This window comes from Bradyrhizobium sp. HKCCYLRH1030, assembly GCF_051168395.1.
Classification (GTDB): Bacteria; Pseudomonadota; Alphaproteobacteria; order Rhizobiales; family Xanthobacteraceae; genus Bradyrhizobium.
Genome location: NZ_JBNPUY010000002.1, coordinates 706,863 through 731,555, shown reverse-complemented (window position 1 = coordinate 731,555; position 24,693 = coordinate 706,863). Strand labels below are relative to the sequence as shown.

General features: G+C 66.4%; 25 protein-coding genes and 1 tRNA gene. 15 read left to right on the top strand and 11 right to left on the bottom strand.

Annotated features, from left to right (window positions below; all coding sequences use genetic code 11):
• Positions 1-26: 26 nt before the first annotated feature.
• The 3 genes from ACQR1E_RS08720 to ACQR1E_RS08710 all read left to right on the top strand — a co-directional run bounded on the left by ACQR1E_RS08720 (position 27) and on the right by ACQR1E_RS08710 (position 2,377).
• Positions 27-494 (top strand): TerB family tellurite resistance protein, encoded by a 468-nt coding sequence (locus ACQR1E_RS08720; RefSeq protein ID WP_315716731.1) that lies wholly within the window; start codon positions 27-29, stop codon positions 492-494.
• 216 nt (positions 495-710) lie between these two features.
• Positions 711-1,490: an SDR family NAD(P)-dependent oxidoreductase gene (locus ACQR1E_RS08715; protein WP_315716732.1), complete on the top strand. Its 780-nt coding sequence runs from the start codon at positions 711-713 to the stop codon at positions 1,488-1,490.
• Positions 1,491-1,570: 80 nt separating this feature from the next.
• Complete coding sequence (locus tag ACQR1E_RS08710; protein WP_315716733.1) at positions 1,571-2,377, top strand: glutamine amidotransferase; 807 nt, start codon at positions 1,571-1,573, stop codon at positions 2,375-2,377.
• Positions 2,378-2,526: 149 nt separating this feature from the next.
• On the opposite strand, the gene ACQR1E_RS08705 is transcribed toward ACQR1E_RS08710, so the two are convergent.
• A tRNA-Ala gene (locus ACQR1E_RS08705) sits at positions 2,527-2,602 on the bottom strand.
• A 199-nt stretch (positions 2,603-2,801) separates the two neighbouring features.
• Here ACQR1E_RS08705 and ACQR1E_RS08700 point away from each other — a divergent pair.
• The 3 genes from ACQR1E_RS08700 to folD all read left to right on the top strand — a co-directional run bounded on the left by ACQR1E_RS08700 (position 2,802) and on the right by folD (position 4,597).
• On the top strand, positions 2,802-3,092 hold the full coding sequence (locus ACQR1E_RS08700) for a YggT family protein (RefSeq protein WP_315716734.1): 291 nt from the start codon (positions 2,802-2,804) through the stop codon (positions 3,090-3,092).
• A gap of 17 nt (positions 3,093-3,109) precedes the next feature.
• Positions 3,110-3,448 carry a DUF167 domain-containing protein gene (locus ACQR1E_RS08695; RefSeq protein WP_315716735.1) on the top strand — a complete coding sequence of 113 codons (339 nt, stop codon included), beginning with the start codon at positions 3,110-3,112 and terminating at the stop codon, positions 3,446-3,448.
• A 264-nt stretch (positions 3,449-3,712) separates the two neighbouring features.
• Entirely contained in the window at positions 3,713-4,597 is an 885-nt protein-coding gene (folD, locus tag ACQR1E_RS08690) for a bifunctional methylenetetrahydrofolate dehydrogenase/methenyltetrahydrofolate cyclohydrolase FolD (protein WP_315716736.1), read from the top strand.
• Here folD and ACQR1E_RS08685 read toward each other — a convergent pair.
• The 3 genes from ACQR1E_RS08685 to ACQR1E_RS08675 all read right to left on the bottom strand — a co-directional run bounded on the left by ACQR1E_RS08685 (position 4,594) and on the right by ACQR1E_RS08675 (position 7,452).
• Positions 4,594-6,081, bottom strand: coding sequence for a M20 family peptidase (locus ACQR1E_RS08685; protein ID WP_434871760.1), 1,488 nt, complete (start codon positions 6,079-6,081; stop codon positions 4,594-4,596). The two genes, folD and ACQR1E_RS08685, sit on opposite strands and share 4 nt — an antisense overlap.
• A gap of 126 nt (positions 6,082-6,207) precedes the next feature.
• Positions 6,208-6,744, bottom strand: coding sequence for an inorganic diphosphatase (gene ppa / locus ACQR1E_RS08680; RefSeq protein WP_434896916.1), 537 nt, complete (start codon positions 6,742-6,744; stop codon positions 6,208-6,210).
• Between the two features lie 198 nt (positions 6,745-6,942).
• On the bottom strand, positions 6,943-7,452 hold the full coding sequence (locus ACQR1E_RS08675) for a GNAT family N-acetyltransferase (protein ID WP_006611902.1): 510 nt from the start codon (positions 7,450-7,452) through the stop codon (positions 6,943-6,945).
• Between the two features lie 240 nt (positions 7,453-7,692).
• Here ACQR1E_RS08675 and ACQR1E_RS08670 point away from each other — a divergent pair, with 240 nt between their 5' ends.
• The 6 genes from ACQR1E_RS08670 to ACQR1E_RS08645 all read left to right on the top strand — a co-directional run bounded on the left by ACQR1E_RS08670 (position 7,693) and on the right by ACQR1E_RS08645 (position 12,919).
• Positions 7,693-8,598, top strand: coding sequence for an alpha/beta hydrolase family protein (locus ACQR1E_RS08670; RefSeq protein WP_434871759.1), 906 nt, complete (start codon positions 7,693-7,695; stop codon positions 8,596-8,598).
• A gap of 9 nt (positions 8,599-8,607) precedes the next feature.
• Positions 8,608-9,075, top strand: coding sequence for a DUF2269 family protein (locus ACQR1E_RS08665; RefSeq protein WP_316169984.1), 468 nt, complete (start codon positions 8,608-8,610; stop codon positions 9,073-9,075).
• A 10-nt stretch (positions 9,076-9,085) separates the two neighbouring features.
• Positions 9,086-10,411: an SDR family oxidoreductase gene (locus ACQR1E_RS08660; RefSeq protein ID WP_434896915.1), complete on the top strand. Its 1,326-nt coding sequence runs from the start codon at positions 9,086-9,088 to the stop codon at positions 10,409-10,411.
• Positions 10,411-10,821 (top strand): thiol-disulfide oxidoreductase DCC family protein, encoded by a 411-nt coding sequence (locus tag ACQR1E_RS08655; RefSeq protein ID WP_434871757.1) that lies wholly within the window; start codon positions 10,411-10,413, stop codon positions 10,819-10,821. Before ACQR1E_RS08660 ends, ACQR1E_RS08655 begins: the two co-directional genes overlap by 1 nt.
• A gap of 135 nt (positions 10,822-10,956) precedes the next feature.
• Positions 10,957-12,027 (top strand): YeiH family protein, encoded by a 1,071-nt coding sequence (locus ACQR1E_RS08650; RefSeq protein ID WP_434896914.1) that lies wholly within the window; start codon positions 10,957-10,959, stop codon positions 12,025-12,027.
• A 7-nt stretch (positions 12,028-12,034) separates the two neighbouring features.
• Positions 12,035-12,919, top strand: a complete 885-nt coding sequence (locus tag ACQR1E_RS08645) for a LysR family transcriptional regulator (protein ID WP_316166427.1) — start codon at positions 12,035-12,037, stop codon at positions 12,917-12,919.
• Between the two features lie 97 nt (positions 12,920-13,016).
• Here the strand turns inward: ACQR1E_RS08645 and ACQR1E_RS08640 are convergent, their stop codons facing one another.
• The 3 genes from ACQR1E_RS08640 to ACQR1E_RS08630 form a co-directional block, all read right to left on the bottom strand.
• On the bottom strand, positions 13,017-14,261 hold the full coding sequence (locus tag ACQR1E_RS08640) for a flavin monoamine oxidase family protein (RefSeq protein ID WP_316194674.1): 1,245 nt from the start codon (positions 14,259-14,261) through the stop codon (positions 13,017-13,019).
• 126 nt (positions 14,262-14,387) lie between these two features.
• Positions 14,388-16,214 carry a translational GTPase TypA gene (gene typA, locus ACQR1E_RS08635; protein ID WP_315716745.1) on the bottom strand — a complete coding sequence of 609 codons (1,827 nt, stop codon included), beginning with the start codon at positions 16,212-16,214 and terminating at the stop codon, positions 14,388-14,390.
• A gap of 403 nt (positions 16,215-16,617) precedes the next feature.
• Positions 16,618-17,379 (bottom strand): Crp/Fnr family transcriptional regulator, encoded by a 762-nt coding sequence (locus ACQR1E_RS08630; RefSeq protein ID WP_315716746.1) that lies wholly within the window; start codon positions 17,377-17,379, stop codon positions 16,618-16,620.
• A 167-nt stretch (positions 17,380-17,546) separates the two neighbouring features.
• Here ACQR1E_RS08630 and ACQR1E_RS08625 point away from each other — a divergent pair, with 167 nt between their 5' ends.
• Positions 17,547-17,921, top strand: a complete 375-nt coding sequence (locus ACQR1E_RS08625) for a response regulator (protein WP_315750548.1) — start codon at positions 17,547-17,549, stop codon at positions 17,919-17,921.
• A gap of 45 nt (positions 17,922-17,966) precedes the next feature.
• Here ACQR1E_RS08625 and ACQR1E_RS08620 read toward each other — a convergent pair whose 3' ends face one another.
• Entirely contained in the window at positions 17,967-19,538 is a 1,572-nt protein-coding gene (locus ACQR1E_RS08620; protein ID WP_434896913.1) for an alkaline phosphatase D family protein, read from the bottom strand.
• Positions 19,539-19,677: 139 nt separating this feature from the next.
• Positions 19,678-21,021, bottom strand: coding sequence for a TAXI family TRAP transporter solute-binding subunit (locus tag ACQR1E_RS08615; RefSeq protein ID WP_315750546.1), 1,344 nt, complete (start codon positions 21,019-21,021; stop codon positions 19,678-19,680).
• A 375-nt stretch (positions 21,022-21,396) separates the two neighbouring features.
• Here ACQR1E_RS08615 and ACQR1E_RS08610 point away from each other — a divergent pair, with 375 nt between their 5' ends.
• Together ACQR1E_RS08610 and ACQR1E_RS08605 are read left to right on the top strand one after the other, a co-directional pair.
• Positions 21,397-21,699 carry a 4a-hydroxytetrahydrobiopterin dehydratase gene (locus ACQR1E_RS08610; protein WP_434896912.1) on the top strand — a complete coding sequence of 101 codons (303 nt, stop codon included), beginning with the start codon at positions 21,397-21,399 and terminating at the stop codon, positions 21,697-21,699.
• 105 nt (positions 21,700-21,804) lie between these two features.
• Complete coding sequence (locus ACQR1E_RS08605) at positions 21,805-22,206, top strand: YkvA family protein (protein WP_434896911.1); 402 nt, start codon at positions 21,805-21,807, stop codon at positions 22,204-22,206.
• 119 nt (positions 22,207-22,325) lie between these two features.
• On the opposite strand, the gene ACQR1E_RS08600 is transcribed toward ACQR1E_RS08605, so the two are convergent.
• Both ACQR1E_RS08600 and ACQR1E_RS08595 read right to left on the bottom strand, forming a co-directional pair.
• Positions 22,326-23,501 (bottom strand): TAXI family TRAP transporter solute-binding subunit, encoded by a 1,176-nt coding sequence (locus ACQR1E_RS08600; protein ID WP_316201882.1) that lies wholly within the window; start codon positions 23,499-23,501, stop codon positions 22,326-22,328.
• Positions 23,502-23,650: 149 nt separating this feature from the next.
• The gene (locus ACQR1E_RS08595; RefSeq protein ID WP_316173442.1) at positions 23,651-24,661 is read right to left on the bottom strand and encodes a hypothetical protein; all 1,011 of its coding nucleotides are present in this window, start codon (positions 24,659-24,661) and stop codon (positions 23,651-23,653) included.
• Positions 24,662-24,693 lie beyond the last annotated feature (32 nt).

Genomic DNA, 24,693 nt, shown 5'->3' with positions numbered 1-24,693 from the left:
TACGGATCTGACAACGAAAGGACGCCATGCTCGAAGGATTGCGCCAATTCATCGCCGACGTCGTTTCGCCGCACGAGACCCCGGCGTTCGACGACAATGGCTATCAGCTCGCGGCGACGGCGCTGCTGATCCACGTCATCTCGCTGGACGGCGAGCCGAGCGAGATCGAACGGCGCAAGCTGCACGGCCTGATCGAGCTGCGCTTCGGGCTCGACCCCGGCAGCGCCGACCGGCTGATCGCCCAGGCCATGCTGGCGGAGGGCGACGCCGTCGATCTCTATCGCTTCACCAGCGTGATCATGCGCGAGGTCGACGAAGCCGGCCGCCTGCGCATCGTCGAGATGATGTGGGAGCTGGTCTTTGCCGACGGCAAGGTGACGGAGTTCGAGGACAATGTGGTCTGGCGCGCCTCCGAGCTGCTCGGCATCTCCACGCATGACCGCGTCGACCTGAAGCACCGGGTGGCGTCGCGGAAGTCCGGCGCCCCTGCTTGAACCGCCTGGCTCCGGGCGGAACCGACTTCATGCGGAGATGAACAAACTTTAATTTTGTTTCCGAACCCCCCGTTCATGTAAACCCATGTGAATCTGAGGCTATTGCCGCAATCCCGCGCAAGGCCATGGAGCACGGTGTCTTGCATGTTCCCGTCCCGCTATGCTCTCGTCCGCCGCGATTGGATGATGTGCGGATTGTGATCGAAGAGCAGGATCGTGGGTGAACGTGTCACGCTCGTAACGGGTGCCTCGGCCGGGATCGGCAGCGAGTTGGCGCGCGTATTTGCCGCGAACGGGCACCGGCTCGCATTGACGGCCCGGCGCGAAGACCGGCTCGCGGCGCTGGCCCAGGAGATCGCCGCCAAGGGCGGCCCGGCGCCGCTGGTGATCCCCTGTGACCTCACCTCCGCCGACGCCGGCGCGACCATCGAGGCTGCGCTGTCGGCTGCCGGCCTGGAGCTGGAATATCTCGTCAACAACGCCGGCTTCGGCCTGTTCGGCAAGGCGGTACAGCTCGACCGCACCGAGCAGCTCGACATGATTTCCGTGAACGTTCGCGCCCTGACCGAGCTGTCGCTGCGCTTTTCCGAGCAGCTGATCCGCAACAAGGGCGGCATCCTCAATCTGGGCTCTGTGGCCGGGTTCCTGCCGGGTCCCGGCATGGCCGTCTATTACGCCTCCAAGGCGTATGTGATCTCGTTCACCGAGGCGTTGCGCAAGGAGCTGGCGCCGCATGGCGTCCGGGTCACGGTGCTGTGTCCCGGTCCGGTGCCGTCGGAATTCCAGGACCGCGCCGGCTTCAAGCCGGGCGTGGATTCGGTGATCCTCAACGTCTCGCCCAAGGCGGTGGCGGAAGCCGGCTATCGCGGCCTGATGGCCGACAAGCGCGTGGTGCTGCCCGGGCTCGGCATCAAGATCGTGCCGTTCATGCTGCGCTGGTTCCCGCGCGGCTTCATCCTCGCCGCGGTCGGCCGGCTGCAGCTGAAGCGGACCTGATCGCGCTGGCCCGGCGCTTGCTTTGCAATGTGCGCTCGCTCACGCGCCGTTAACCTTTGCTTAGCTATGATCGCCAGGTGATGCTCAGGCAAGACCCTTCGCTCCATCCGAACGGGCCCCAGGCCGACGTTCGGCAGCTCCATCCCAAGCCGGCCATGGCGGCTGCGCCGCAGCGGCCCGTCCTCATCATCCTGCACCAGGAAACGTCGAGCCCCGGCCGGGTCGGCAATGCGCTGCGCGCCCGCGGCTATCCGCTCGACATCCGCCGGCCGCGGTTCGGCGATCCGCTGCCGGAGACTCTCGATGAGCATGCGGGTGCCGTTATTTTCGGCGGTCCGATGAGCGCGAACGATCCGGACGACTTCGTCCGCCGCGAGATCGACTGGGTCGAGGTGCCGCTGCGGGAGCAGCGTCCGTTTCTCGGGATCTGCCTGGGCGCGCAGATGCTGGCGATCCAGCTCGGCGCCGCGGTTGCGCCGCATCCAGAGGGGCGCGCCGAGATCGGCTATTATCCGATCCGCCCGACCCGGGCCGGGCGCAAGCTGTGCCCGCATTGGCCCGATCACGTCTATCACTGGCACCGCGAGGGCTTCGATCTGCCCGATGGCGCGGAGCTGCTCGCCGAGGGCGGCGACTTTCCGGTGCAGGCCTATCAATACCAGAACGCCACCGGGCTACAGTTCCACCCCGACGTGACCTACGCGATGATGTGCCGCTGGACCACGCGCGGTCATGCCCGGCTGGACACACCCGGCGCCCGTCTGCGCCACCATCATTTCGAGGGCCGCGCCGTGCACGATGCGGCCGAGCGAGCGTGGCTGGCGCAGTTTCTGGATGGCTGGCTTATGCGCGAGCCGGTGGCGGCGATGGCCGAGGCGGCGGAGTAGGACGGGCGTCCTGGTCAGTCGATTGTTGGGAATCTTTGTCATTCAGCCCGCCGTCGCCCTTCGGGCTCTGGCGCGGCAACCTTCGCACGCTTCGCTATTCATTTGCCGAAGCGGCTTGCCGAGCCGAAGCTCGCGACGCGAGCGAAGGTTGGTGGAGCCAGGCGGGATCGAACCGCCGACCTCGTCATTGCGAACGACGCGCTCTCCCAGCTGAGCTATGGCCCCGTAACACGACCGCCTCGATGTTGGGAAAAGGCAGCCGGCAGATCGGGCGCCATTTACAGTGGGTGCCGAGGTCAAGTCAAGAACGGTCACATCGCCCGTTAGCCTTGACGGGCACCTTCCCTTGTTTGCGCCGGGGGGAACCGATATCTACCGGTCGTCACAGGTCGAATTCGCGACCTCGCCCCCCGAGTGGACCCGCATGCGTGCCGTTCTCGACATCGTTCTGATCGTTCTCGACCTCTATGTCTGGCTGCTGATCGCCTCGGCGATTCTGTCGTGGCTGATCGCCTTCAACGTCGTCAACACGCGCAATCAGTTCGTCTCCGCCGTGGCCGAGTTCCTGTACCGAATCACCGAGCCGGTGCTGGCGCCGATCCGGCGCATGCTGCCCAATCTCGGCGGCCTCGACATCTCGCCGATCATCCTGATCCTCATCATCATGCTGATTCAGCGGGTGATCACCTACTACATCTATCCATTCGTGTTCTGACCGCCTCGCCGTTCGCCATGGACCCCTGGCGCGCCGCCGCTGACGGTCTCACCGTCGCGCTGCGTGTGACGCCGCGCGGCGGCCGCGACGCGATCGACGGCGTCGAAACGCTGTCCGACGGCCGCAGCGTGCTCAAGGTCCGCGTCCGGGCCATCGCGGATGGCGGCGAGGCGAATCGCGCGGTGACAGAGCTGCTCGCCAAGGCGATCGGCGTCACCAAGGCCTCGGTGCGAATCACCTCTGGCACCACCTCACGGCTAAAACAGGTCGCCATCGACGGCGATCCGTCCGCGCTCGATCAGGCCTTGCGCGACCTCCTTGCAGCCCATAAGCCGACCCGGAAACAACGAGAATAGACGCAAGAAGCGCGAGCCGAGGCCTTTCGGCTTCGCAAGCGGCGATCTTCACCCTCCCCTGGAGGGGGAGGGTCGCCTCACGGTGAGCGAAGCGAGCGTGAGGCGGGGTGGGGTGATCTCTCCACCGGTACCGGCATCCGTGGCTTCACCCCACCCCGCTCGCCCGCTTCGCGTGCGATAGACCCTCCCCCTCCAGGGGAGGGTGGGAGCACGCGGCCAGCGTCTTGCTCGATGAAACAGCCTTTGAACCGAGGATAGAGCAAAATGACCGCGCGCATCATCGACGGAAAGATCATTGCAGCCGACCTGCGCGCGCAGGTCGCCCGTGAGGTCGAGCGGGTCAAGCGCGACCATGGCCTGACACCAGGCCTCGCCGTGGTGCTGGTCGGCAACGATCCGGCGTCCGAGGTCTATGTCCGCAGCAAGCATACCCAGACCCAGGCGGCCGGCATGGCCTCGTTCGAGCACAAGCTGCCGGCTGACGTGTCGCAGGACAAGCTGCTGGCCTTGATCGGCAAGCTCAACCGCGATCCCGCCGTACACGGCATTCTGGTGCAGCTGCCGCTGCCGAAGGGGCTGGAGACCGAAGTCGTGATCAATGCGATCGATCCGGCCAAGGACGTCGACGGGCTGCATCCGCACAATGCCGGCCGCCTCGCCGGCGGCCAGCAGGCGCTGGCGCCGTGCACGCCGCTCGGCTGCATCATCCTCAGCAAGACCGTGCATGGCTCGCTGGAGGGCATGAACGCGATCGTGATCGGCCGCTCGAACCTGGTCGGCCGTCCGCTGGTCCAGCTCCTGCTCAACGAGAACGCCACGGTGACGATCGCGCATTCGCGCTCGCGCGACCTGCCGGCGCTGACCGCGCGCGCCGATCTGGTCTACGCCGCCGTGGGCCGCGCGGAGATGGTGAAGCGCGACTGGATCAAGCCGGGCGCGACCGTGATCGACGTCGGCATCAACCGTATCCCAACGGCTGACGGCAAGACGAAGCTGGTCGGCGACGTCGCCTATGCCGAGGTGGCGGAGGTCGCCGGCGCGATCACGCCGGTGCCCGGCGGCGTCGGCCAGATGACGGTGGCCTGCCTTCTGGTGAACACGCTGCGCGCCGCCTGCGCGATCGCCGGGCTGCCGAAACCGGCCGTCTAGGCCGGGCTCGCGGCGGCTTCCAGCAGCCGCCGATAGAAGCGGATCATGTCGGCATAGCCCTCGACCGACAGCCGCTCATTGGTGCCGTGGAAGCGCTTGAGATCCTCCGTCGTCGCGCGCAGCGGCGAGAAGCGGAAGATGCTGTCGGCAATGCCCGCATAGTGGCTCGAATCGGTGCCGGCGACCATCAGGCCGGGCGCCACCACCGCGTCGCTGAAGATCTCGCGAATGGTCCGGTTCACGAGCTGATAGGACGGTCCGGCGGTCGAGGTGACCGGCGGGGGCTCGCGGTTGCCGCGCAAGGACGTGATCGAGATGCGGTCGTTGGCCACGGTCTGCCTGACGTGGTCGATGATGCCCGCCTCGGTGTCCCCCGGCAGCAGCCGGAAATTCACGGTGGCGGAGGCGTTGCCCGGCAGCACGTTGTCCTTGTCGCCCGCGTTGAAGATGGTCAGCGCGGTCGTCGTACGGACCATCGCTTCGGCCGGACCGCTCTTGGCGAACTCGCCGAACAGCAGCGGTTTGGTCAGCCAGAGATTGGACAGCACGGCGCGGTTGATGCCGGTCATTTCCGGCGCCAGCGTATCGAACATCTCGCCGACCGTGCCGTCGATGCGCATCGGCAGCCGGTTGGCCTCGAGCTTCGCCAGCGCCGCACTCATCATGCCGATCGCGGTGTCCCGCGGCGGCATCGAGGAATGCCCCGGGGTGGCCTTGGCCGTCAGCACCAGGCTCGCATAGCCCTTCTCGGCAACACCGACCAGTGCCGCCGGCTTGTCGAGGCCCTTGACGCCGCCCTCCGAGATCAGCAGGCCCTCATCGATGACGAAGTCCAGCCGGACGTTGCGGGCGGCGAGGACGGCCGAGATGGCCTTGGCCCCCCGGGTGCCGCCGACCTCCTCGTCGTGACCGAAGGCGAAATAGATCGTGCGCTTCGGCTTGAAGCCGGCCTTGATCAGCGCCTCGGCCGCCTCCAGCATCGCATACAGATTGCCCTTGTCGTCCCAGGCGCCGCGGCCCCAGACGAAGCCGTCTTTGACGACGCCGGCAAACGGCGGCACGGCCCAGTCGGGCTCGGTGCCCGGCGCGACCGGCACCACATCCTGATGGGCCAGCAGCGCAATCGGCCTGGCCGCCGCATCCGAGCCCTTCCACCGGTACAGCAGGCTGTGCCCGGCCACGACCTCCTGTGTCGCGGCCGCATGAAAGGCCGGGAAGCTTGCCTCGATATGGGCCTTCAGCGCCGCGAAGGCATCGGCATTCAGCTCGGGATCGTCGGAGCTCGAAATCGTGCGAAAACGAACCGCCGCCGCGAGCCGCTGCGCCGCGGCCTCGGCATCGATGCTGATCTTCGGCAGCGCCGCGACATCGAGCTGCCGGGAGCCATGGCGAAACATGTTGACCAGCACGACCGCGACGAGCGCCGCGCCTGCCGCCAGGACGAGAGGACCAAGGTATCGAAGGGACCTGAGCAGGCGGCGCATTGCAGAACGCTCCAAGACAAGACGGCGCCGCAGATCCTATCTGCGACGCCGTGAAACTGCTCGGAGCGGGCTCGAAAGTCCATCGCCTGGAGCCGCGAAGCGCTGCGTTTGGAGCTTCCGCGCGCCCTACTTCTTCGCCGCCTTGGCGCGGGCGATGCCCTCAGCGATCAGCTGGTGGGCGTCGTCGGCATTGCCCCAACGCAGCACCTTCACCCATTTGCCGGGCTCGAGATCCTTGTAGTGCTCGTAGAAGTGCCGGATCTGCTGCAGCGTGATGTCCGGCAGGTCCGAATAGGTGCGGACCTTGTCGTAGCGCTGGGTCAGCTTCGAGGACGGCACCGCGATGATCTTCTCATCGCCGCCAGCCTCGTCCTCCATCAGCAGCACGCCGACCGGGCGCACGCTCATGACCGCGCCGGGCGCGATCGCGCGCGTGTTGGCGACCAGCACGTCGCAGGGGTCGCCGTCATTGGACAGCGTGTGCGGGATGAAGCCGTAATTGCCGGGGTAGCGCATCGCCGTATAGAGGAAACGATCGACGAACAGCGTGCCGGCTTCCTTGTCGAGCTCGTACTTGATCGGCTCGCCGCCGACCGGCACTTCGATGACGACGTTGACCTCGCGCGGCGGATCTTTCCCGATCGGGATGGCGTCGATGCGCATGGATGCTCCGTAGAACTTGAACGTTTGAGAACTTGAACGTTGAGGGTCGGACGCTCGACAGGCGAGCGCTGGCATTCGCAGTCGCAAAAAAATCGCGGCTGCGCAACAGCTACCTCAAGCCAACACTTTCAGTTCAATTCCAGTTCAATTCGCTGGCGCGTTAACGTTTAACGCGCCCGGAGCACGGCCGGCCCAGGCTCAGTTGGTCCAGGCAAAGGCAACCTTGTCGAGCGACTTCGGCCCGAAGCGCTCCGACGACCGCGCGACCATCCGGCCGCCCAAGGCGCGGTAGAACTCGGTGGCGGGATCGTTGTCGGACAACGCCCACACCACCATGCTCTTCAGGCCGCTCTGCGCGAGGTCGCGCTTGGCGGACTGGAAGAGCCGGCGACCGAACCCCAGCCCCTGAAATTCCGGTCGCAGATAAAGCTCGTAGACTTCACCGTCGAAGTGCAGGCTGCGGGCGCGATTGCGGCCGTAATTCGCATAGCCTGCGACCTTGTCGTTGAACACCAGCACGCTGACGCGGCTGCCTTTGCGGATCGCGCTGTCCCACCATTGCGGGCCGCGCCGGTTGATCAGCTTCTCCAGCTCTGCGCCAGGGATGATTCCCTGGTAGGCGGAACGCCAGGCTTCATCATGGGCTGACGCCACCGCAGCCGCATCTGCAGCCTTGGCCGGACGGACTTCGATCAGGGTTGTGCTCATGAGTGGATCAAAGCAAGTCGGCGGTCCGCCTTCAAGGTGCCACGTTAAAGATCGGTTAACCTGTGGACTTTCGGCATCACCGTGGCGGAAAGCTGTGCCGAAAAGGGACAAATTCGCAACATTGTTGAGGGTCGACGGTGCCCTGTCACCGCAGCCTCACGCCGCGTAGGAAAAATCGCATCGGACGGGCCGCGGCCTCGGCTAGTGTGGCGCAGGCTCAACATCCTCCCGTTCGGCTGAATGGTGCTGCTTCGCTGCGTCTCATGGTTGCTCGCGCTGGTCGTCCTGTCGGTCGCAGCCGGCGCAACGGCACAGCCGTTCGGTCCCGCGTCGCCCGAAGCCGAGCCTGCGCGCCGGCAGCAATGGCTGATTCCGTCGATCGAGACCGAAATTCCCGCGCATGCGATCCTCTATCGGCCTGCTGGCGGTGGACCGTTTCCGCTGGCCGTGATCGCGCATGCCTCGACGCAGAATCCGCTGTGGCGGGCACAGCTGCCGCAGCCCACCTACACGGCGCTGGCGCGTCTCCTGGTCGGGCGGGGCTATGCCGTGCTGGTCCCGGAGCGGCTCGGGCACGGCCGCACCGGCGGTCCCTATGTCGAAGACCAGGGCGGCTGCGCCGACGCGGACTACGAGAAAGCAGGACGCGCGACGGCGGCGCAGATTTCGCGCGCGCTTGCCTACATGCGCGAGCAGCCGTTCGCGGCGAATGGCGGCGCCGTCGTCGTCGGCCATTCGGCCGGCGGCTGGGGCGCGCTGGCACTCGCCGATCAACCGCCGCAGATCGTCTCGACAATCGTCGTGTTCGCGCCCGGCCGTGGCGGCCATGCCGACGACGTGCCAGGGCGCGTCTGTGCAGAGGCGCGCCTGCTTGATACGGCCCGCGCATTTGGACGCGGCGCGCGCGTGCCGGTCACGTGGCTGGTCGCGGCCAATGACAGCTACTTTCCACCGCCGCTTTCGCGTCGGCTTGCGGAGGCCTTCGGCTTGGCCGGAGGCCGGGCGGACTTCAATCTGTTGCCGGCGTCCGGCGAGGAGGGGCATTGGATGATCGAGCACGACGACGGCGTGGCACTGGCGGCGGATTTGCTGTCGCGGGCGCTGACAACGACACGTCGATCGACGCATCCGATGCCGCCGAACTAGCAGGACACGATGACGCTGTATTTCCTTGTCAAATATCTCCACGTGCTCGGCGCCATCGTCATTCTCGGCACCGGCACGGGGATCGCATTCTTCATGCTGATGGCGCATCTGAGCGGCGAGGCCGCGTTCATCGCGCGCACCGCAGGCGTCGTCGTCATTGCCGACATGCTGTTCACGCTCTCGGCGGTGCTGCTGCAACCAGTCACCGGCGGCACCTTGATGTGGCTGTCGTCGACAGCGATGACCGAGCGCTGGCTGCTCACCTCGCTCGCACTCTACGCCGTCGCCGGCCTGTTCTGGGTCCCCGTGATCTTCATGCAGATCGAACTGCGCGACCTCGCCCGTGCTGCTGATATCAACGCCCAGGCGCTGCCGCCGCGCTACTTCATCGTCTTCCGCCGCTGGTTCCTGTGCGGCATCCCCGGTTTCGGCGCGGTCATGGCCATTCTCTGGCTGATGATCGCAAAGCCGCTCTGACGAGACGCGCATGATCACGTCGACCACCCCCCGCATCCTCGTGCTTGGCGCCTCCGGCCTGATCGGGCGCTTCATCACCGACGATCTGCGCCAGCGCGGCTGTGCGACGGTCGGCGTCGCGCGCGCGTTCTCGCCATCGCAACGCACGTCGCCGTTCGACATCGAGCTGCCGATCATGGCGCTCGATGCGCCGGCTTTGGCGAGCCTGATCCGCGCCCACGAGATCGACGTCGTCGTCAACTGCCTCGGCGTCCTGCAGGATGGTCCGGGCAGCGATACCGCTGCCGTGCATCGTGAGTTCGTCGCGCGCGTGCTCGCAGCGATCACGGCCTGCGGCCGTCGCGTACGCTTCATTCACATCTCGATCCCCGGCACGGCCGATCAGGATCGCACCGCCTTCGCGACCACCAAGCGCGAGGCGGAGCAGTTGATTGCATCCTCAGACATTCCCTACGCCGTCCTGCGCCCGGGCTTCGTGATCGCGCCATCGGCCTATGGCGGCAGCGCGATGGTCCGCGCGCTCGCGGCGCTTCCGGTCGACCTGCCGGCGAGGGATGCGGCGACGCCGTTCCAGCCGGTGGCGGTGGCGGACATCGCCGCGACCATCGCCTGGCTCGCGATGCGGCCGATCGATGACGAGGCGACGCGCGCGGTGAGCTGGGACCTGATGCAGCCCGAGGCGGTGACGCTTGGCGACGTCGTCGATGCGTTTCGGCGCAGTTTCGGCACGACGGATTGGCCACGCGTTGCCGTGCCCGCACCACTGATCAATCTCGGCGCTTTCGCCGGTGACCTCTGCAGCCGGCTCGGCTGGATGCCGCCGATGCGCACCACCGCGATCGCCGAGCTTCACCGCGGGGTGCACGGCGATCCCGCACCATGGATCGCGGCAACCGGCATCACCCCCACGCCGCTGGACGCCGTCGGCGCGCGTGGCGCCACCATTCAGGACAAATGGTTCGCGCGGCTGTTCCTTATCAAGGCACTGATCATCGCGAGCCTCGTGCTGTTCTGGGTCACATCGGGGTCGATTGCACTGTTCGTCTCGTTCCCGGCGACCACGGCGGTCCTGACCACGCGCGGCTGGCCGGAAGGCTTTGCGATTCCGTTCGCGGCGATCACCAGCATGATGGACATTTCGGTCGGCCTATTGATCGCGTTCCGCAGAACCGCAGCATTCGGGCTCGCCGCCGGCATCCTCGTCTCGCTCGGCTACATGCTCGGCTGCGCGATCCTCACGCCCGATCTCTGGCTCGAGCCGCTCGGCGCCCTGGTGAAGACGGGACCTGCGATCGTACTGATGCTGGTCGCGCTGCTCATGATGGACAATCGCTGATGACCAACTGGCCCGACGATGACGTGATCCTCTACGACGGCGTCTGCGTGTTCTGCTCCCGCTGGGTGCAGTTCGTGATCGCGCGCGACACCGCCAAGCGCTTCCGCTTCACGCCGATCCAGTCGCCCTACGGCACCCGGCTGGCGCAGGCCTTCGGCATCGATCCCCAGGACCCCGACACGAATGCGGTCGTGCATGGCGGCAAGGCGCATCTGAAATCCGATGCTGCGCTGACCGTATTGTCGAACCTGCCGGGCTGGAGCTGGACGCGCGCGCTGCTCGCCATTCCGAAGCCGCTGCGCGATGCGGTCTATGGCGTGGTCGCACGCAACCGCTACCACATCTTCGGCAAATACGAATCCTGCTTTGTGCCGGATGCCGAGCTGCGCAAGCGGGTGCTGGAGTCGTGATCCGGTCGGCGGTGAGATGCGGCCACGAGCGCCGATTAATCGATTGAACCGAATGATACGTGCGATATAATCTATTGGATCGATTGGTCACAGCATGAAATTCTCTTCCTCGCACTTGGTTTGGGAGAGATTTCCATGGCTGCCCCCTCGCACGATCTGATCGCCGATGCGCCCGTTGCCATTCATCATCGACTTGCGCACGCGCCCGCGACGCCGGCGGCACCGACGCTGCTGCCCGGGCTCGCGCTGTCCGCGGCGCTCGCGGCCGGCGCCTTCGGGCTGCGCCTGCTGCCGGGCCTCGGCCTGTTCAGCCCGATGATCCTGGCGATCGTGGCAGGGATGGCGCTGCACAACGTGGTCGGCACACCGGCGCGGGCCAAGCCCGGCGTCGCCTTCTCGATGCGTCGCGTACTGCGGCTGGCGATCATCCTGCTGGGCCTGCAACTGACGGCGACGCAGATCGTCGAGGTCGGCGCGCGTGGTCTCGCCGTGATCGCGCTGAGCCTCACCGGCACCTTCCTGTTCACGGTGTGGATGGGACAGCTGCTCGGCGTCAATCGCAAGCTGGCGGAGCTGATCGCCGCGGGCACCTCGATCTGCGGTGCGTCCGCCGTGATCGCGACCAACACGGTCACGCGCGCCCATGACGAGGACGTCGCCTATGCGGTGGCCTGCGTCACGGTGTTCGGCTCGATCGCAATGTTCATCTATCCGCTGCTTCCGGCGCTGCTGCATCTCGACGCGCACGCCTTCGGCCTGTGGAGCGGCGCCTCCATTCACGAGATCGCCCAGGTGGTCGCGGCCGCGTTTCAGCAGGGCCAGCAGGCCGGCGAGTTCGGCACCATCGCCAAGCTGGCCCGCGTGATGCTGCTGGCGCCGGTCGTGCTCACGCTCGGCCTGCTGGCAACGCGGCGTGCGCGCCATGGCGGCGAGGCCCGAGGCAATGCGCAGCCGCCACTGCCCTGGTTCGTGTTCGGCTTCATCGCGCTGGTCGGCCTCAACAGCGTGATCAGCATTCCCGCCGAGATGAAGACGGTGATCGTGACGGCGACCACGTTCCTGCTGTCGATGGCGCTGGCCGCGATGGGACTGGAAACGGATTTCGCCAAGCTCAAGGCCAAGGGCCTGCGGCCGCTGGCGCTGGGCCTGCTCGCCTTCCTGTTCATCGCAGGCTTCAGCCTGGCCCTGGTGAAGCTCACCACATAGGACGCTTGTGACGCTCGAACAGCTCAGGATCTTCGTTGCGGTCGCGACCCGCGAGCACGTCACCCAGGCGGCGCGCGACCTCAATTTGACCCAGTCGGCGACATCGGCGGCTGTGGCCGCGCTCGAAGCGCGCTACGAGACCAGGCTGTTCGATCGAGTCGGACGCCGCATCGTGCTCACGGCGACCGGGAAGGCGTTTCTCGTCGAAGCGAAGGCGGTGCTGGCGCGCGCGGCCGCCGCCGAGACCGTGCTGAACGATCTCGCCGGCCTGAAGCGGGGGCAGCTGGCGCTGGCGGCCAGCCAGACCATCGCGGGCTATTGGCTGCCGGCCTTCATTCACCGCTTCAGTGCCGCGCATCCGGCGATCAGGCTGCAGCTGTCGATCGGCAATACCGAGCAGGTCGCGACCCAGGTCCGCGAGGGCTCTGCCGATCTCGGCTTCATCGAGGGCGATGTCGACGATCCCGTGCTCACGGCTCAGCCGGTCGCGGAGGACAACATGGTGCTGGTCGGTCCGATCGATCATCCGCTGTGCCGCGGAAGGTCAGTGACAACCAGCGACCTGAAGACGGCGCGCTGGGTGTTGCGCGAGCAGGGCTCCGGCACGCGCGCCGCGCTCGAAACAGCGCTTGGCCGCTTCGGAATCACTCCGGCCGAGCTCGATGTGGTGTTCGACCTGCCGTCCAACGAGGCCGTGCGCGGCGCCGTCGAAGCCGGCGCCGGCGTCACGGTGCTGTCGCGCCTCGTGGTCATGCGCGCCGTCAAGGCCGGGCTGCTCGCCGTCGCCAACATCGAGCTGCCCAAGCGGCACTTCTACAGCCTGCGCCACAAAGAGCATCACCAGACGCAGGCCGCACGGGAGTTTCTGCGGATGGTGGAGGAGACGTATTGATCGGCACGTCATCGCGAGCGCAGCGAAAGCGACCCGGAAATCCCACCGCGGTGACAGTCTGGACTGCTTCGCTGGGCTCGCAATGACGATCGATGGACTAGCGCCTGGTTAATGACGCCAGAGCTTCCCGCGCCGCGCGCTCGCCGCTGTCACGCGCGCCATGGGCGGTCGAAAAGAAATCCGGGGGCGTCGCCTCGCCGGCGAAGAACAGCCGATCATCAACCGGCGCGGCCAGCACGGCGCGCTTGTCGGCATGTCCGGGCAGTGCATGCGAATAGGCGCCGCGCGCGAACGGGTCGGCGCCCCAGCGGGACTCGGCGAGCGGACGGAGGCTGTTGCGGATGTCGTTGCCGAGCAGGGCCGCGATGTCGTCGATCGCCTGCGCCGCCAAGGCCCCCTCGCCCGCCGCCTCGATGTCGCGGGCGAAGCTGCCGCCATAAAAGCCTTCGATGCAGGGCTGGCCGAACGGGCGCAGCTGGAAGCTGCCGACCCGCGCGGTGTGGCTTCGGCCGCGCATGCCCGAATCCCTCGGCAGGTGCTCCCAGCCGTCGAGCGCCAGCGTCACCTTGTTGTCGAGACCGAGCGGCAGGCCAGCGGCGGCTTCGACCTTGCTCGGCAGGGCCGGCGAAAAGCGGAGCGTTTCGTCGGCCATGAGACTGGTCGGCACGGTGACGATGACCTTGTCGGCCGTCAGCGTGCCCTGTGAGGTCGTCAGGCGGATGCGCGTGTCGCCGTGATCGATCAGGGTCACGTTGCAGCTCATGGCGATCGGCAGGCCCCCGCCATAGGCGGCGACCAGCGCGCCATAGCCGCGGCGAATCCGCCAGTTCAGCTCGGTGTCCTCATAGGCCTCGAAGTCGAGCAGCGACATCTGCGCCAGCTCGCAGCCGTTGAGATAGGTGCAGATCGCGTCGATCATGCCGTTCCAGCGATTGCCGGGCTCGAGGCAGATGCTCGCCGGCGCATCGCGGCCGCTCCTGGCAGCCTCCGCGGTACGCATGAAGAACGCCTCCAGCGCGCGGATGAATTCTTCGCGCTCTTCGCGCGGGAATGCCGCCTCATAGGCCTGATCGCGCCAGGGCGGCCGGCTGGTGTCGATAGTGAAAGCAAGCTGCTCGGCAATGCCGACGAACGAGTTGCGATCAGCCGAATGCAGCCAGCCGCAGCCGAGATCGAAGGTGACATCAGGCGAAGCCATGATGGTGTGAGCGCGGCCGCCGATGCGGTCGCGGGCCTCCAGGACGATGAACGAGACGCCCTTGTCCTGCAGCGCATGTGCCGCGCCGAGGCCCGCGGCACCCGCGCCGATGACGGCGATGTCGATGGAGGATGGGAAAGACATTGGCTTATCCAACTCCGTCGTCATGCCCGGCCTTGTGCCGGGCATCCACGTCGTCCTCGCAAGCCCCAAAACGTGGATGGCCGGGACAAGCCCGGCCATGACGCATTTGAGAATGGAGGGCGGAAATTACGCCACCGCTTCCTTCTGCTTCTCGGCGCGCTTGCGCTCGTTCGGATCGAGATGCTTCTTGCGCAGCCGGATCGACTTCGGCGTGACCTCGACCAGCTCGTCGTCCTCGATATAGGCGAGCGCCTTTTCCAGCGTCATCTTGATCGGCGGCGTCAGACGGACGGCCTCGTCCTTCGACGTGGTGCGGATGTTGGTGAGCTGCTTGCCCTTCAGCACGTTGATCTCGAGATCGTTGTCGCGGGTGTGCTCGCCGACGATCATGCCGCGATAGACCTTCCAGCCCGGCTCGATCATCATCGGGCCGCGGTCCTCCAGCTTGAACATCGCGTAGGCCACCGCCTCGCCCTGGTCATTGGAGATCAAGACGCCGTTGCGGCGGCCGGCGATCTCGCCCTTGAACGGGGCATAGCCGTGGAACAAGCGGTTCATGATCGCGGTGCCGCGGGTGTCCGTGAGCAGCTCGCCCTGATAGCCGATCAGGCCGCGGGTCGGCGCGTAGAACACCAGCCGCAGGCGGTTGCCGCCAGAGGGGCGCATCTCGATCATCTCGGACTTGCGCTCGCTCATCTTCTGCACGACGACGCCGGAATGCTCCTCGTCGACGTCGATCACAACCTCCTCGATCGGCTCCAGCCACGCGCCGGTGGCCTCGTCCTTCTGCAGCACCACGCGCGGACGCGACACCGACAGCTCGAAGCCTTCGCGGCGCATGGTCTCGATCAGGATCGCGAGCTGCAATTCGCCGCGGCCCGACACTTCCATGGCGTCCTTGTCGGCGGATTCGACGACGCGCAGCGCGACATTGCCCTCGGCCTCGCGCAGCAGGCGGTCGCGGATCATGCGGCTCGTGACCTTGTCGCCTTCGGTGCCCGCCAGCGGCGAGTTGTTGACGATGAAGGACATCGACACGGTTGGCGGGTCGATCGGCTGCGCCGGGAGCGGAGTCTCGACCGAGGGATCGCAGAACGTGTCGGCGACGGTGCCCTTGGTCAGGCCCGCGATGGCGACGATGTCACCGGCCTCGGCCTCGTCGAGCGGCACGCGCTCGATGCCGCGGAACGCGAGAATCTTGGAAATACGGCCCTGCTCGACGACCTTGCCCTCGGCGTTCAGCACCTTCACGGCCTGGTTGGGCTTGATGCTGCCCGAGGTGATGCGGCCGGTGATGATGCGACCCAGGAAGTTGTTGGCCTCCAAGATGGTGCCGATCATGCGGAACGGCCCCTCTTCGACCGACGGCGCCGGCACATGGCGCAGCACCAGGTCGAACAGCGGCTGCATCCCGGCGTCCTTCGGACCTTCCGGGCTCTCGGCCATCCAGCCCTGCTTGGCCGAGCCGTACAGGATCGGGAAGTCGAGCTGCTCCTCGGACGCGTCGAGCGCGGCGAACAGGTCGAACACCTCGTTGATGACCTCGGTCGGACGGGCGTCAGGACGGTCGACCTTGTTGATGACGACGATCGGCTTGAGGCCGACCTTGAGCGCCTTGGAGACCACGAACTTGGTCTGCGGCAGCGGGCCCTCGGCGGCGTCGACCAGCACCAGGGCGCCGTCCACCATGTTCAGGATGCGCTCGACCTCGCCGCCGAAATCGGCGTGGCCGGGAGTGTCGACGATGTTGATGCGGGTGTCCTTCCACTGCACCGAGGCGGCCTTGGCCAGGATGGTGATGCCGCGCTCGCGCTCCAGATCGTTCGAGTCCATGGCGCGCTCGGCGACCTTCTGGTTCTCGCGGAAGGTACCCGACTGCTGCAGGAGACGGTCAACCAGGGTGGTCTTGCCGTGGTCGACGTGGGCGATGATGGCGATGTTGCGAAGATTCATGGTCGGTGTCTTCTAAGCTTTCTCAAGAGCCCGTGCTCTGTCCCCGGCGGGGCGCGCGCTTTGTTATAGTCGAATCAAGCTGTTAGCTTTGCGACGCGCGCTCGCGAAACTCGTTCGGCGGCAGGGGCCGGCAGCCCCAAATAGGAAGCCCGGCCAATCGACCGGGCAGACCTCACGCGTTGCGGCGCAATATAGGCAGAAAATGCCAAAAAACAATGACTGCTTTCAGGAACGGGGAGCGGTTTCCGAGCGGCTGGCTAACGCCTCCGCCGCCACGCGCCTCCGGGAGGCGCGGGAGAAGACAAGATCAACCACTCCGACCGGCAATCCCACGAGGACCAGCGCTGACAGCCAACGCGGTTGGCTGGAGTCTGTACGCGGGACGTCAATGGCGCCTGCAGGCTCAGCCCGCCGCGGCCTGCTCGGTCGGATAGACGCCGCGCAGGACCTCTTCGAAATGGGTCTTCACGGCCTCGTTGCACAGGCAGGAGCGGCGCTTCAGCGCGTCGAAGTCCCGCACCATGAAGGCGCCGCGGCGGGTTTCGAGAATGCCCTCGGCCCTGAAGGTCTGGACAACCCGGCTGACGTAGCTGCGGCCGACGCCCAGCAGCGTTGCCAGCTGCTCATGCGTCAGCGGCACGATCGGCTCGCCATCGGTACGGTCCATCGCGGCCACGATCCACTTCGCCGTCCGCTGCTCGATCGAATGGATTGCGTTGCAGGCGGTCGACTGGAACATCTGCGCCAGCATGCAATCGGCGTAGCGCGCGAACACGTTGCGCAGCGTCTTGGATTGCAGCTTGGCGGCCGCCAGGCGGGACAGCGGCAGCCGTGCGAACGGGCCGCCGAACTTGACGACGATCCGTGTGTAGGCCGGCAGGAAGCCTTCGCTGACGATCCCGCCGACGGCGCCCTCGCGGCCGACCAGGATGGTCTCGACGTCGCGGCCATCCTCATTGGGAACGAGATAGGACGTCAGCGCCGGCCCGCAGGGAAAATGCACGATCTGGACGTCGTCACCCGGACTGTAGAGCAGCTCGTTCGGCGTTGCCTCGTCCTCCACCAGATACGGCGAGATCAGCGCGTAGTCGGCCGGACTGAGCCGCCGCAGCAGGTTGTTGTAGGGCCGCTCCCGGCTCAGCGTGGTCACACCTTGGCTCAGCATCGTCATCCCCGTGCGCAACGCATGTGCGTGATCCGTGCACCTTGTGTTCACAAGTGCACCGACACAGGAACTCTGATATGCTGCCTTGGTTCCAGGAACCCGCCAGCGCGCTCGAGAGGAGGCGCCGGCCGCGGGGTCCATCCCTCATCCTGGAACCCGCAGATCCCATGACCAGCTCGCAATCAGGCGTGCCCGAGTTCTATCAGCATGTGCTGGTCGTCGAAGACGACCCCATCATTGCACTCGGACTGGAAGACACGATCACCGACCTCGGCGTTCCCGACATCAGGATCGCAGCCGACGTCGCAACCGCGCTCGCCATGATCGCCGAGCGCGTCCCGCAATTCGCGCTGCTCGATGTCGGCCTGGTCCGCGAAAAGAGCTTTGCGATTGCCGAGCGGCTGACGGCGCTCGGCATTCCCTTCGCATTCTCGACCGGCTATGGCGCCGACCGCGTGCCACCCGCATTCGCCGACCGGCCGCGGCTGCCGAAGCCTTGCCCGACCGAGGCGCTGGAGGCGGCGCTGCGGCGACGCGATTAGTTGCCGTCGCCGCACGCGGTCGTCTTGCCGCCGAACAACGAGACCTCAGCCCAGCTTCGGATCGAGCGTGGTCGACCACAGCGCGACGTCGGCGCGATCCCGCAGGGTCACGGTCATCTGGCCCGTGGCGCCTTCGATCTTGACGTGGCCGAAGAACTGCATGCCGGCCGACGGCGGCAGATTCTGCTTGTCGAGGCCGGGCGCCTTGATGAAGCGCACCTCGGGGCCGAAGGTGTTATCGAGCTCGTTCGGACCGAACGTGCCGGCATGCAGCGGACCGGAGACGAACTCCCAGAACGGCTCGAAGTCCTGAAACTGCGCTTTGTTCGGATCGTAATAATGCGCGGCCGCGTAGTGCACGTCCGCCGTCAGCCACACCGTGTTCTGGATCGGCGCGGTCTTGATGAAGCGCAGGATCTCGGCAATCTCGAGCTCGCGGCCGCGCGCCGGGCCGTCACCCTGGGCGATGGCTTCCGAGCCCTTCTTGTTGGCCGCGTCGTCATAGACGATGATGCTGAGCGGCATGTCGGAGGCGATCACCTTCCAAGTCGCGCGGGAATTGAGCAGCGCCTGCTTCAACCAGCGCATCTGCTCCGGCCCGATGAAGTAGGACGCCGGACCATACTCGTCCTCGAGATTGGGACCGTTGGCGCCGCGGTAGCTGCGCTCGTCGAGCACGAACACGTCGAGATGCGGGCCATAGTTGATGGTGCGATAGACTCGGCCCGGCTCGATGATGCTCTCGCGCATCGGATACATCTCGTGGAAGGCGCGCGCCGCGCGGGCCGCGAGCAACTGGATGTTGCGCTCCTTGTAGGCGGCGGGCAGCTCCTTGGAGGCCGACCAGTTGTTGGTGACCTCGTGATCGTCCCACTGCACGAAGATCGGCACCTCGGCATTGAAGGCGCGAACGTTCTCGTCGAGGAAATTGTATTTGTGGGCGGCACGGAATTCGTCGAGCGTCTCGGCGACCTTGGCCTTCTCTTCCACGGTGAGGTTCTTCCACACCTTGTTGTCCGGCAGCTTCACCTCGGACTTGATCGGACCGTCGGCGTAGATGGTGTCGCCGGAGTGCAGGAAGAAGTCCGGGCGGTGCTTCTTCATCGTCGAGAAGGTGAACATGCCGCCATCATCGGGATTGATGCCCCAGCCCTGCCCCGCCACGTCGCCGCCCCAGACGAACGAGACGTCGCGCTTGTTGCCTGGCGCGGTGCGGAAGCGGCCGGCCACGGCCTCGCTTTCGACCGCGGTATGCGACAGGTCGCGGAACTTGACACGGTAGAAGATGTCCTGGCCGCTCGGAAGGCCGTCGATCAGCATCTTGGCCGTGAAGTCGCTTTCCGGAAGCGCGGCAATCGGAGGCAGCGTACGCGCGTCCTTGAACGATTCGGTGGTCGCCACCTCGACCAGCATCTGCGACGGCCGGTCGGCGCGCGCCCAGACCACGCCGCCATCCATGCCGACGTCGCCGGACTGCACGCCATGCGTGATCTGCGGCCGGTCGGCGGCGCGGCTCAGATAGGGCATCGCCAGCGTCGTGACGCCGGCTGCGGCGGCCGTCGACAGGAAGCGGCGGCGGGACAGGGCGGTGTGCGGTCGAGGAATGCGAAGCGTCATGCGGATCTCCTGGTCGGATCGCGCGCGGGAGCCGGCGCGAGCCACGGCCCGGCAGACCTAGAAAAGATTGATGACGCTGGAATTACAATCGCGCCGTGGACAGCGCGTGACGCGGCCGCAGGGCGAACATCGTCCGCCCTCAGGTGCCGGCGGCACGCAACTGCGCGCCGGTTCGCTGCAGATTGGCGGGCATGCTCATCAGGATGAGCTTGCGATCGGCCACCGCGTTGTGGAACTGCTCGAGCGCGATGTTGAACGCGGTCAACGCCGCGTGCTCGATTGCACCGTCCTCGAAGCAGGTCAGCGTGTTGCGCAGGATCTCGTCGGCCTCGCTCTGCAGCTGGTCGAGCTCCTCGGTCGAATCGCTCTTGCGCGCGATCGTGATCATCTCCAGCAGACGATCGCGCAGCGAGGTGTTGATGGTGCGTTCGTCGCGCTTGAGATAGCCGGCGAACCACGCACCGGCCGAACCCATCGCCGAAAGCGCCATCAGGCCCCACCAGATGTAGTCGCTGTAGCGGTCGAGGAAGGTCTTCTCCTCGCCGTTGATGAACGCCGCCGCGCCGGGATGCGCCGGAATCGCGGCGTCCTTGTCGGTGTCGGGGGTCTCGATCTTGGCAGCCAGCGGGAACTCCGACAGCAATTGCTGGCGCACCGAAAACAGCTGATGGGTGAACGCGGACACTGTCGAATCCGACAGGCCTTTGCGCGCCACGATGTGGTGGTTGAAGCTGATGGTCTTCACCTCGTCCTCGGGACGATCGGGCGAGCCGCCAAACGCGCCGGCGGGAATTTCGGTCGATTCATATTCGGGGTGGTTCTGCGCGATCGCTTCGGCCGAATCGATCGCCAGGAAGGTCGGCGTGCCGCCGTCCTTGGTGGCAGCGGCGATCGCATCCGCCGTGATCTTGCTATTGATGGGTCCGGCCGCAAGATAGACGTCCGCCCGCTGGTTGCGCACGGCTTCGGCGGCCTCGGTGATCGGGACTTGGACGATCTCGACCTTGCTGGCGTCGACGCCGTACTGATGCAGGATCACCTTCAGCAAATTGGCGTTCGCCGGGGTCCGACCGATGATGCCGACCTTGTGGCCCGCGAGCTGGGAGATCTTGGTGATCTTGGCGCCCTTGCGACCCTTGCCCTTGCCGCCCGGAGGCACCCAGAGCACGGCGACGTTCTTGCGCAGCGTCGCCACGGCCTGCGCGTTCTTTGGGACCTCGAGGTCACCCCGGACGATCGCGAGATCAACCTTGCCTGCGGCCAGCGCCTGCGCGCTCTGTGCGGCGCCCTCGGTCGGAACCGGCCGCAGCCTGACGGAGGCGTGCGACTGGGAAAAGGCCTGGGTCAGGGCCTGGACGACCTTCAGGTCGTCGCTGTTGGGCGGACCGACCGCGATCTTGAGCACCACGGGACGCATCGCAAAATAGTAGGCCCCCGTCAAAGCGCCGACGACCGCGAGGATCCCGGCGATGACGATGAACACGGCAGGGCGCATCCGTGAGCGCTGCGCTGGCGTGGTCTGAGTATCTACCAGATCCCGTCCTCCGGTGGTCCCAGGCCCGGGCGATGCCACAGGCGGCTTCGTCTGGCCACGTCGTCCTTCAATAGAGCCGAACTGTAGCAAATTTCTTGTCCGCCCGGGGTGACATCTGCGTCATGGTTACCATCGCACCAGTCGCCGGAGGATCGGGGCAGTTCCAAGCGCCTCCGGCATCGCGCCTGTGACAAGGCTCTGATCGGGATGCGTTTTCGGTTAGTCTTGGCAACCGGACACCGGCGCGATCCAGCCGGAGGTAGCCCCGCAGTCGCCCGGATGCCGCCGCGTGTCCGGTCGATTGCACCACGAGAGGAGATCGAGATGCCGCAACCATTGTCGGCGGAGGCACGCGCCACCGCCTTGCGGGAGCTTCCCGGCTGGACCGAGGCACAGGGCCGTGAGGCCATCGCCCGCACGTTCACATTCACAGACTTCAACGAAGCCTTCGGCTTCATGACCCGCGTCGCCCTGGTCGCTGAAAAGGCTGACCATCATCCCGAGTGGCGCAACGTCTACCGCACCGTCGAGGTGGTCCTCACGACCCATGACGCAGGCGGCGTGACCATGCGCGACATCGCGCTCGCCAAGGCGATGAATGCGATCGCCGCGACGATGCGCGGCTGAGATCTTGGCGACGACGGCACGCGCCTTGCGGCCGGCGTCGCCATCACCACATCCGAGGGCGAGGACCGCGCCCCCAGCGCCGTCTGGAACCGGAGATCGGACATCATGTCGGATGCGACCGACTACAGCGTTGGCTTCGAGCCCGCGGAGCGGCTGGCCCGGGATCGCGAGACCCTTCGCCGTCGTTTCTGGATCAAGTTCAAGAAGGTTGTCGCGCGGCTGCCATTCGCCGAGGAGCTGCTTGCAGCGTATTATTGCGCCTTCGACAAGGAGACACCCCGGCACGTACAGGTCGCCCTGCTCGGCGCCATCGCCTACTTCGTCGTGCCGTTCGACTTCATGCCTGACGTGTTGCCCATCCTCGGCTTCACCGACGACGCGGCGGTGCTCGCCACCGCCATCCGCATGGTCGCCTCGAACATCACGCCCGACCATCATGCGGCAGCCCGCGCCGTACTCGCGCGGCTGGCGGCAGACAAGAACGCTGACGGCGAGAATATCGGCTGACGGCGGCTCCGGCCGGCAAGCCGGGCGCCCGCAGTCAGCGCATCGGAAGGGCACAACAGCAAAAAGCCCCGCATCCGCGGGGCTTTTCTCTTGATGGGATTTCGTCGAACGCTACGAGCTCAGCGCTGGCCGCGCGCCTGGGCGCGGGCGCTGCCGGTCTTCTCGGCCTCCCAGGCCTGGTACTGCTTGAACAGCGCCTCGCGGTCGGCCTCGCTCGGCATCGCCCTGCCGGCGCTGCTCTGCTTCAGGAAGTCATCGAAGCGGTCGCGCTGTGCGCCTTCCATGGCGTGGCTCTCCAGCCATTTGCTGGCGGACGGCAGCCGCTGCCAGCCGGCGAGCGGCGCCGACAGCGAAACCTCCTTCCACTTCGGATGGAACGGCGGATTCTGGAATGCCGGGAATTTGGTGAAGAAGGCGTCGACGAAGGTCGCGAGCTTGCGATAGCGGTCGGTGTTCGGCGCCCAATTATAGGCGGCGAGCACGGCCGGCACCGCGATCGTGTCGACCTTCTCGCCCTCGGCGATCAGGTTCGGGTAGTCCTTCGCCGTCAGGGTCGCCGGCAGATAGTCGGTCTGCAGCGGTCGATCGTAGTCGACGTTGACGAGATGGAAGCGGCCGTCGTTCACGAAGGTCGAGACCGACTTGTAGGGCTTGCCGCCGACCACGATGACGGCATCGAGCTCGCCGCGCTTCAGCTTCTCCATCGCGATGCGCTGCTCGATGTAGGCGAAGTTGGCGCGCAGGCCAAGCCGCTCGAACACCGTCAGCGCCGTGACGAAGGTGCCGCCATTCGGCAGGTCGACGCTGACGCGGCGGCCCTCGAGATCACGCAGGTTGCGCACCGCGCGCGGCGCGATCACCTGCATCTCTTCATTGTAGAGCTTGGTGACGTAGGTGAACTGCCGCTTGATGTCCTTGGCGAAACCCTTGCGCTCAAGGTAGTCGAGCGTATCGGCGCGGACGACGCCGAGATCGACGCCCTGCAGGAACAGGATGTCGGCCACGCTCTGCACCGAGCCGCGGCCGACGATCGGCAGGACGCGCAGATTGTTGCCGTCGTCGAGCAGCGAGGCCAGATCGGCGCCGAACTGCACATAGGTGCCGCCAATGGTGCCGGTGATGAGCGTCACCGTGTTGGCGTTCAGCGCCTGCTTGGTCTGCACCGAGCCGAACTGGAAGATCGCCTTGAGGCTGTCGCTCACCTTGGCGGGGTCGAACTCGCCTTCCTCGGCGTGGGCAGCGAAACCGCACGCTATGATCATTGCGGCCAGGGCCGCTCCAACAAGACGTCGCATCTGTCCCCCTTGATCTAAGGCTGGCACATGTTTGCGAGCCGGAACGCGGGCAGCGCCAAGTCTCGCCTGGCATCGCCCATGAACAGACTCGAAAATCACGCGTGAAACAAAAAAATGAAACGAGGCGGCATCGCTGCCGTCACGAGCGTTCAGTTCTGCAGTTGATCGAGCCTGCGCTGCGCTTCAGCCGAGCCGAGCTGGGCGGCGCGGCGGTACCAGTTGCGAGCCGCAGCCGGATCGGCATTGATGTTGCGGATGTCCTTCGTCCCCAGCACGTGGGGATCGTAGGTCTGCGCAAGCATCAGCGCCGCGGCCGGTTCTTGCGCCTCGGCCGCGCGCTCCAGCAGCAGTCGGGCCGGCGGGATGTCGCCCGCGGCCAGCAGGCTCTTGGCGCGTTTCATGATGCCCGCGAGTTCGTCGGGATCGAGCCGGCGGACCTGCGCGGGCGGCGGAGCGGCGGTCACGGCGCCGAGGCCGGGTGCGACGATTGCCGATCCGGCGCCCGGCGAATTGATCGAGGATGGCTCCATCGCGCTCGGGGCCGGCGCGGACGGTGCCGTGGCGAAGCTCGGTGGTGCTGCAACCGGCGCGGGCTGCGTCACACTGCGATTCTGCAGCGCTGTCTGGTAGGCGTTGGCGATGTCGTCACGCGTCGGGGCCACGGCTGCCGTCTGCACCGGCGCCGCCGCAGCCGGCGGCTCGGCGGGCGGCAGTCGCGCCGGCTCGTTCAGCTGCATGTCGCGCGCGGTGAGCTGCGTGTTGGTGGCCTGCGGCGGGGCCGTCGGGTCCGGCGTGGCGCCGATGATGGAAGCCTTGGCACTGGCGATCAGGTCGCGCGTCGCATCCGAGGTGACAAGCGCGAAGAGCACCGCGACGCCGGCCGCAGCCACCACGGCGAGAAGAATCCGGGACGAGACCGAGACGCGGCGGGCCCGCTCCGGCCACTGGTCCTCGAAATGCGTGCTGTCGATCTGGTTGCCGCTCTCATACTCAGAGAGGAACATCGGCATCGATTCGTCGTTTGGATAGTTGTCCTGGGTCGACCGGCCGAAACGATAGCTCGGGGGGCGCTCCTGAGGGAGTTCGTCGGGGAAAGGCCTGAAGTCAGGCTCCGAAGGAGTTCTGTTGTTGAAACGCCCGCGCGTCGTCCGCTCAGCCATGGCCTTCATCCCCATCTCAACTTCACGCAACA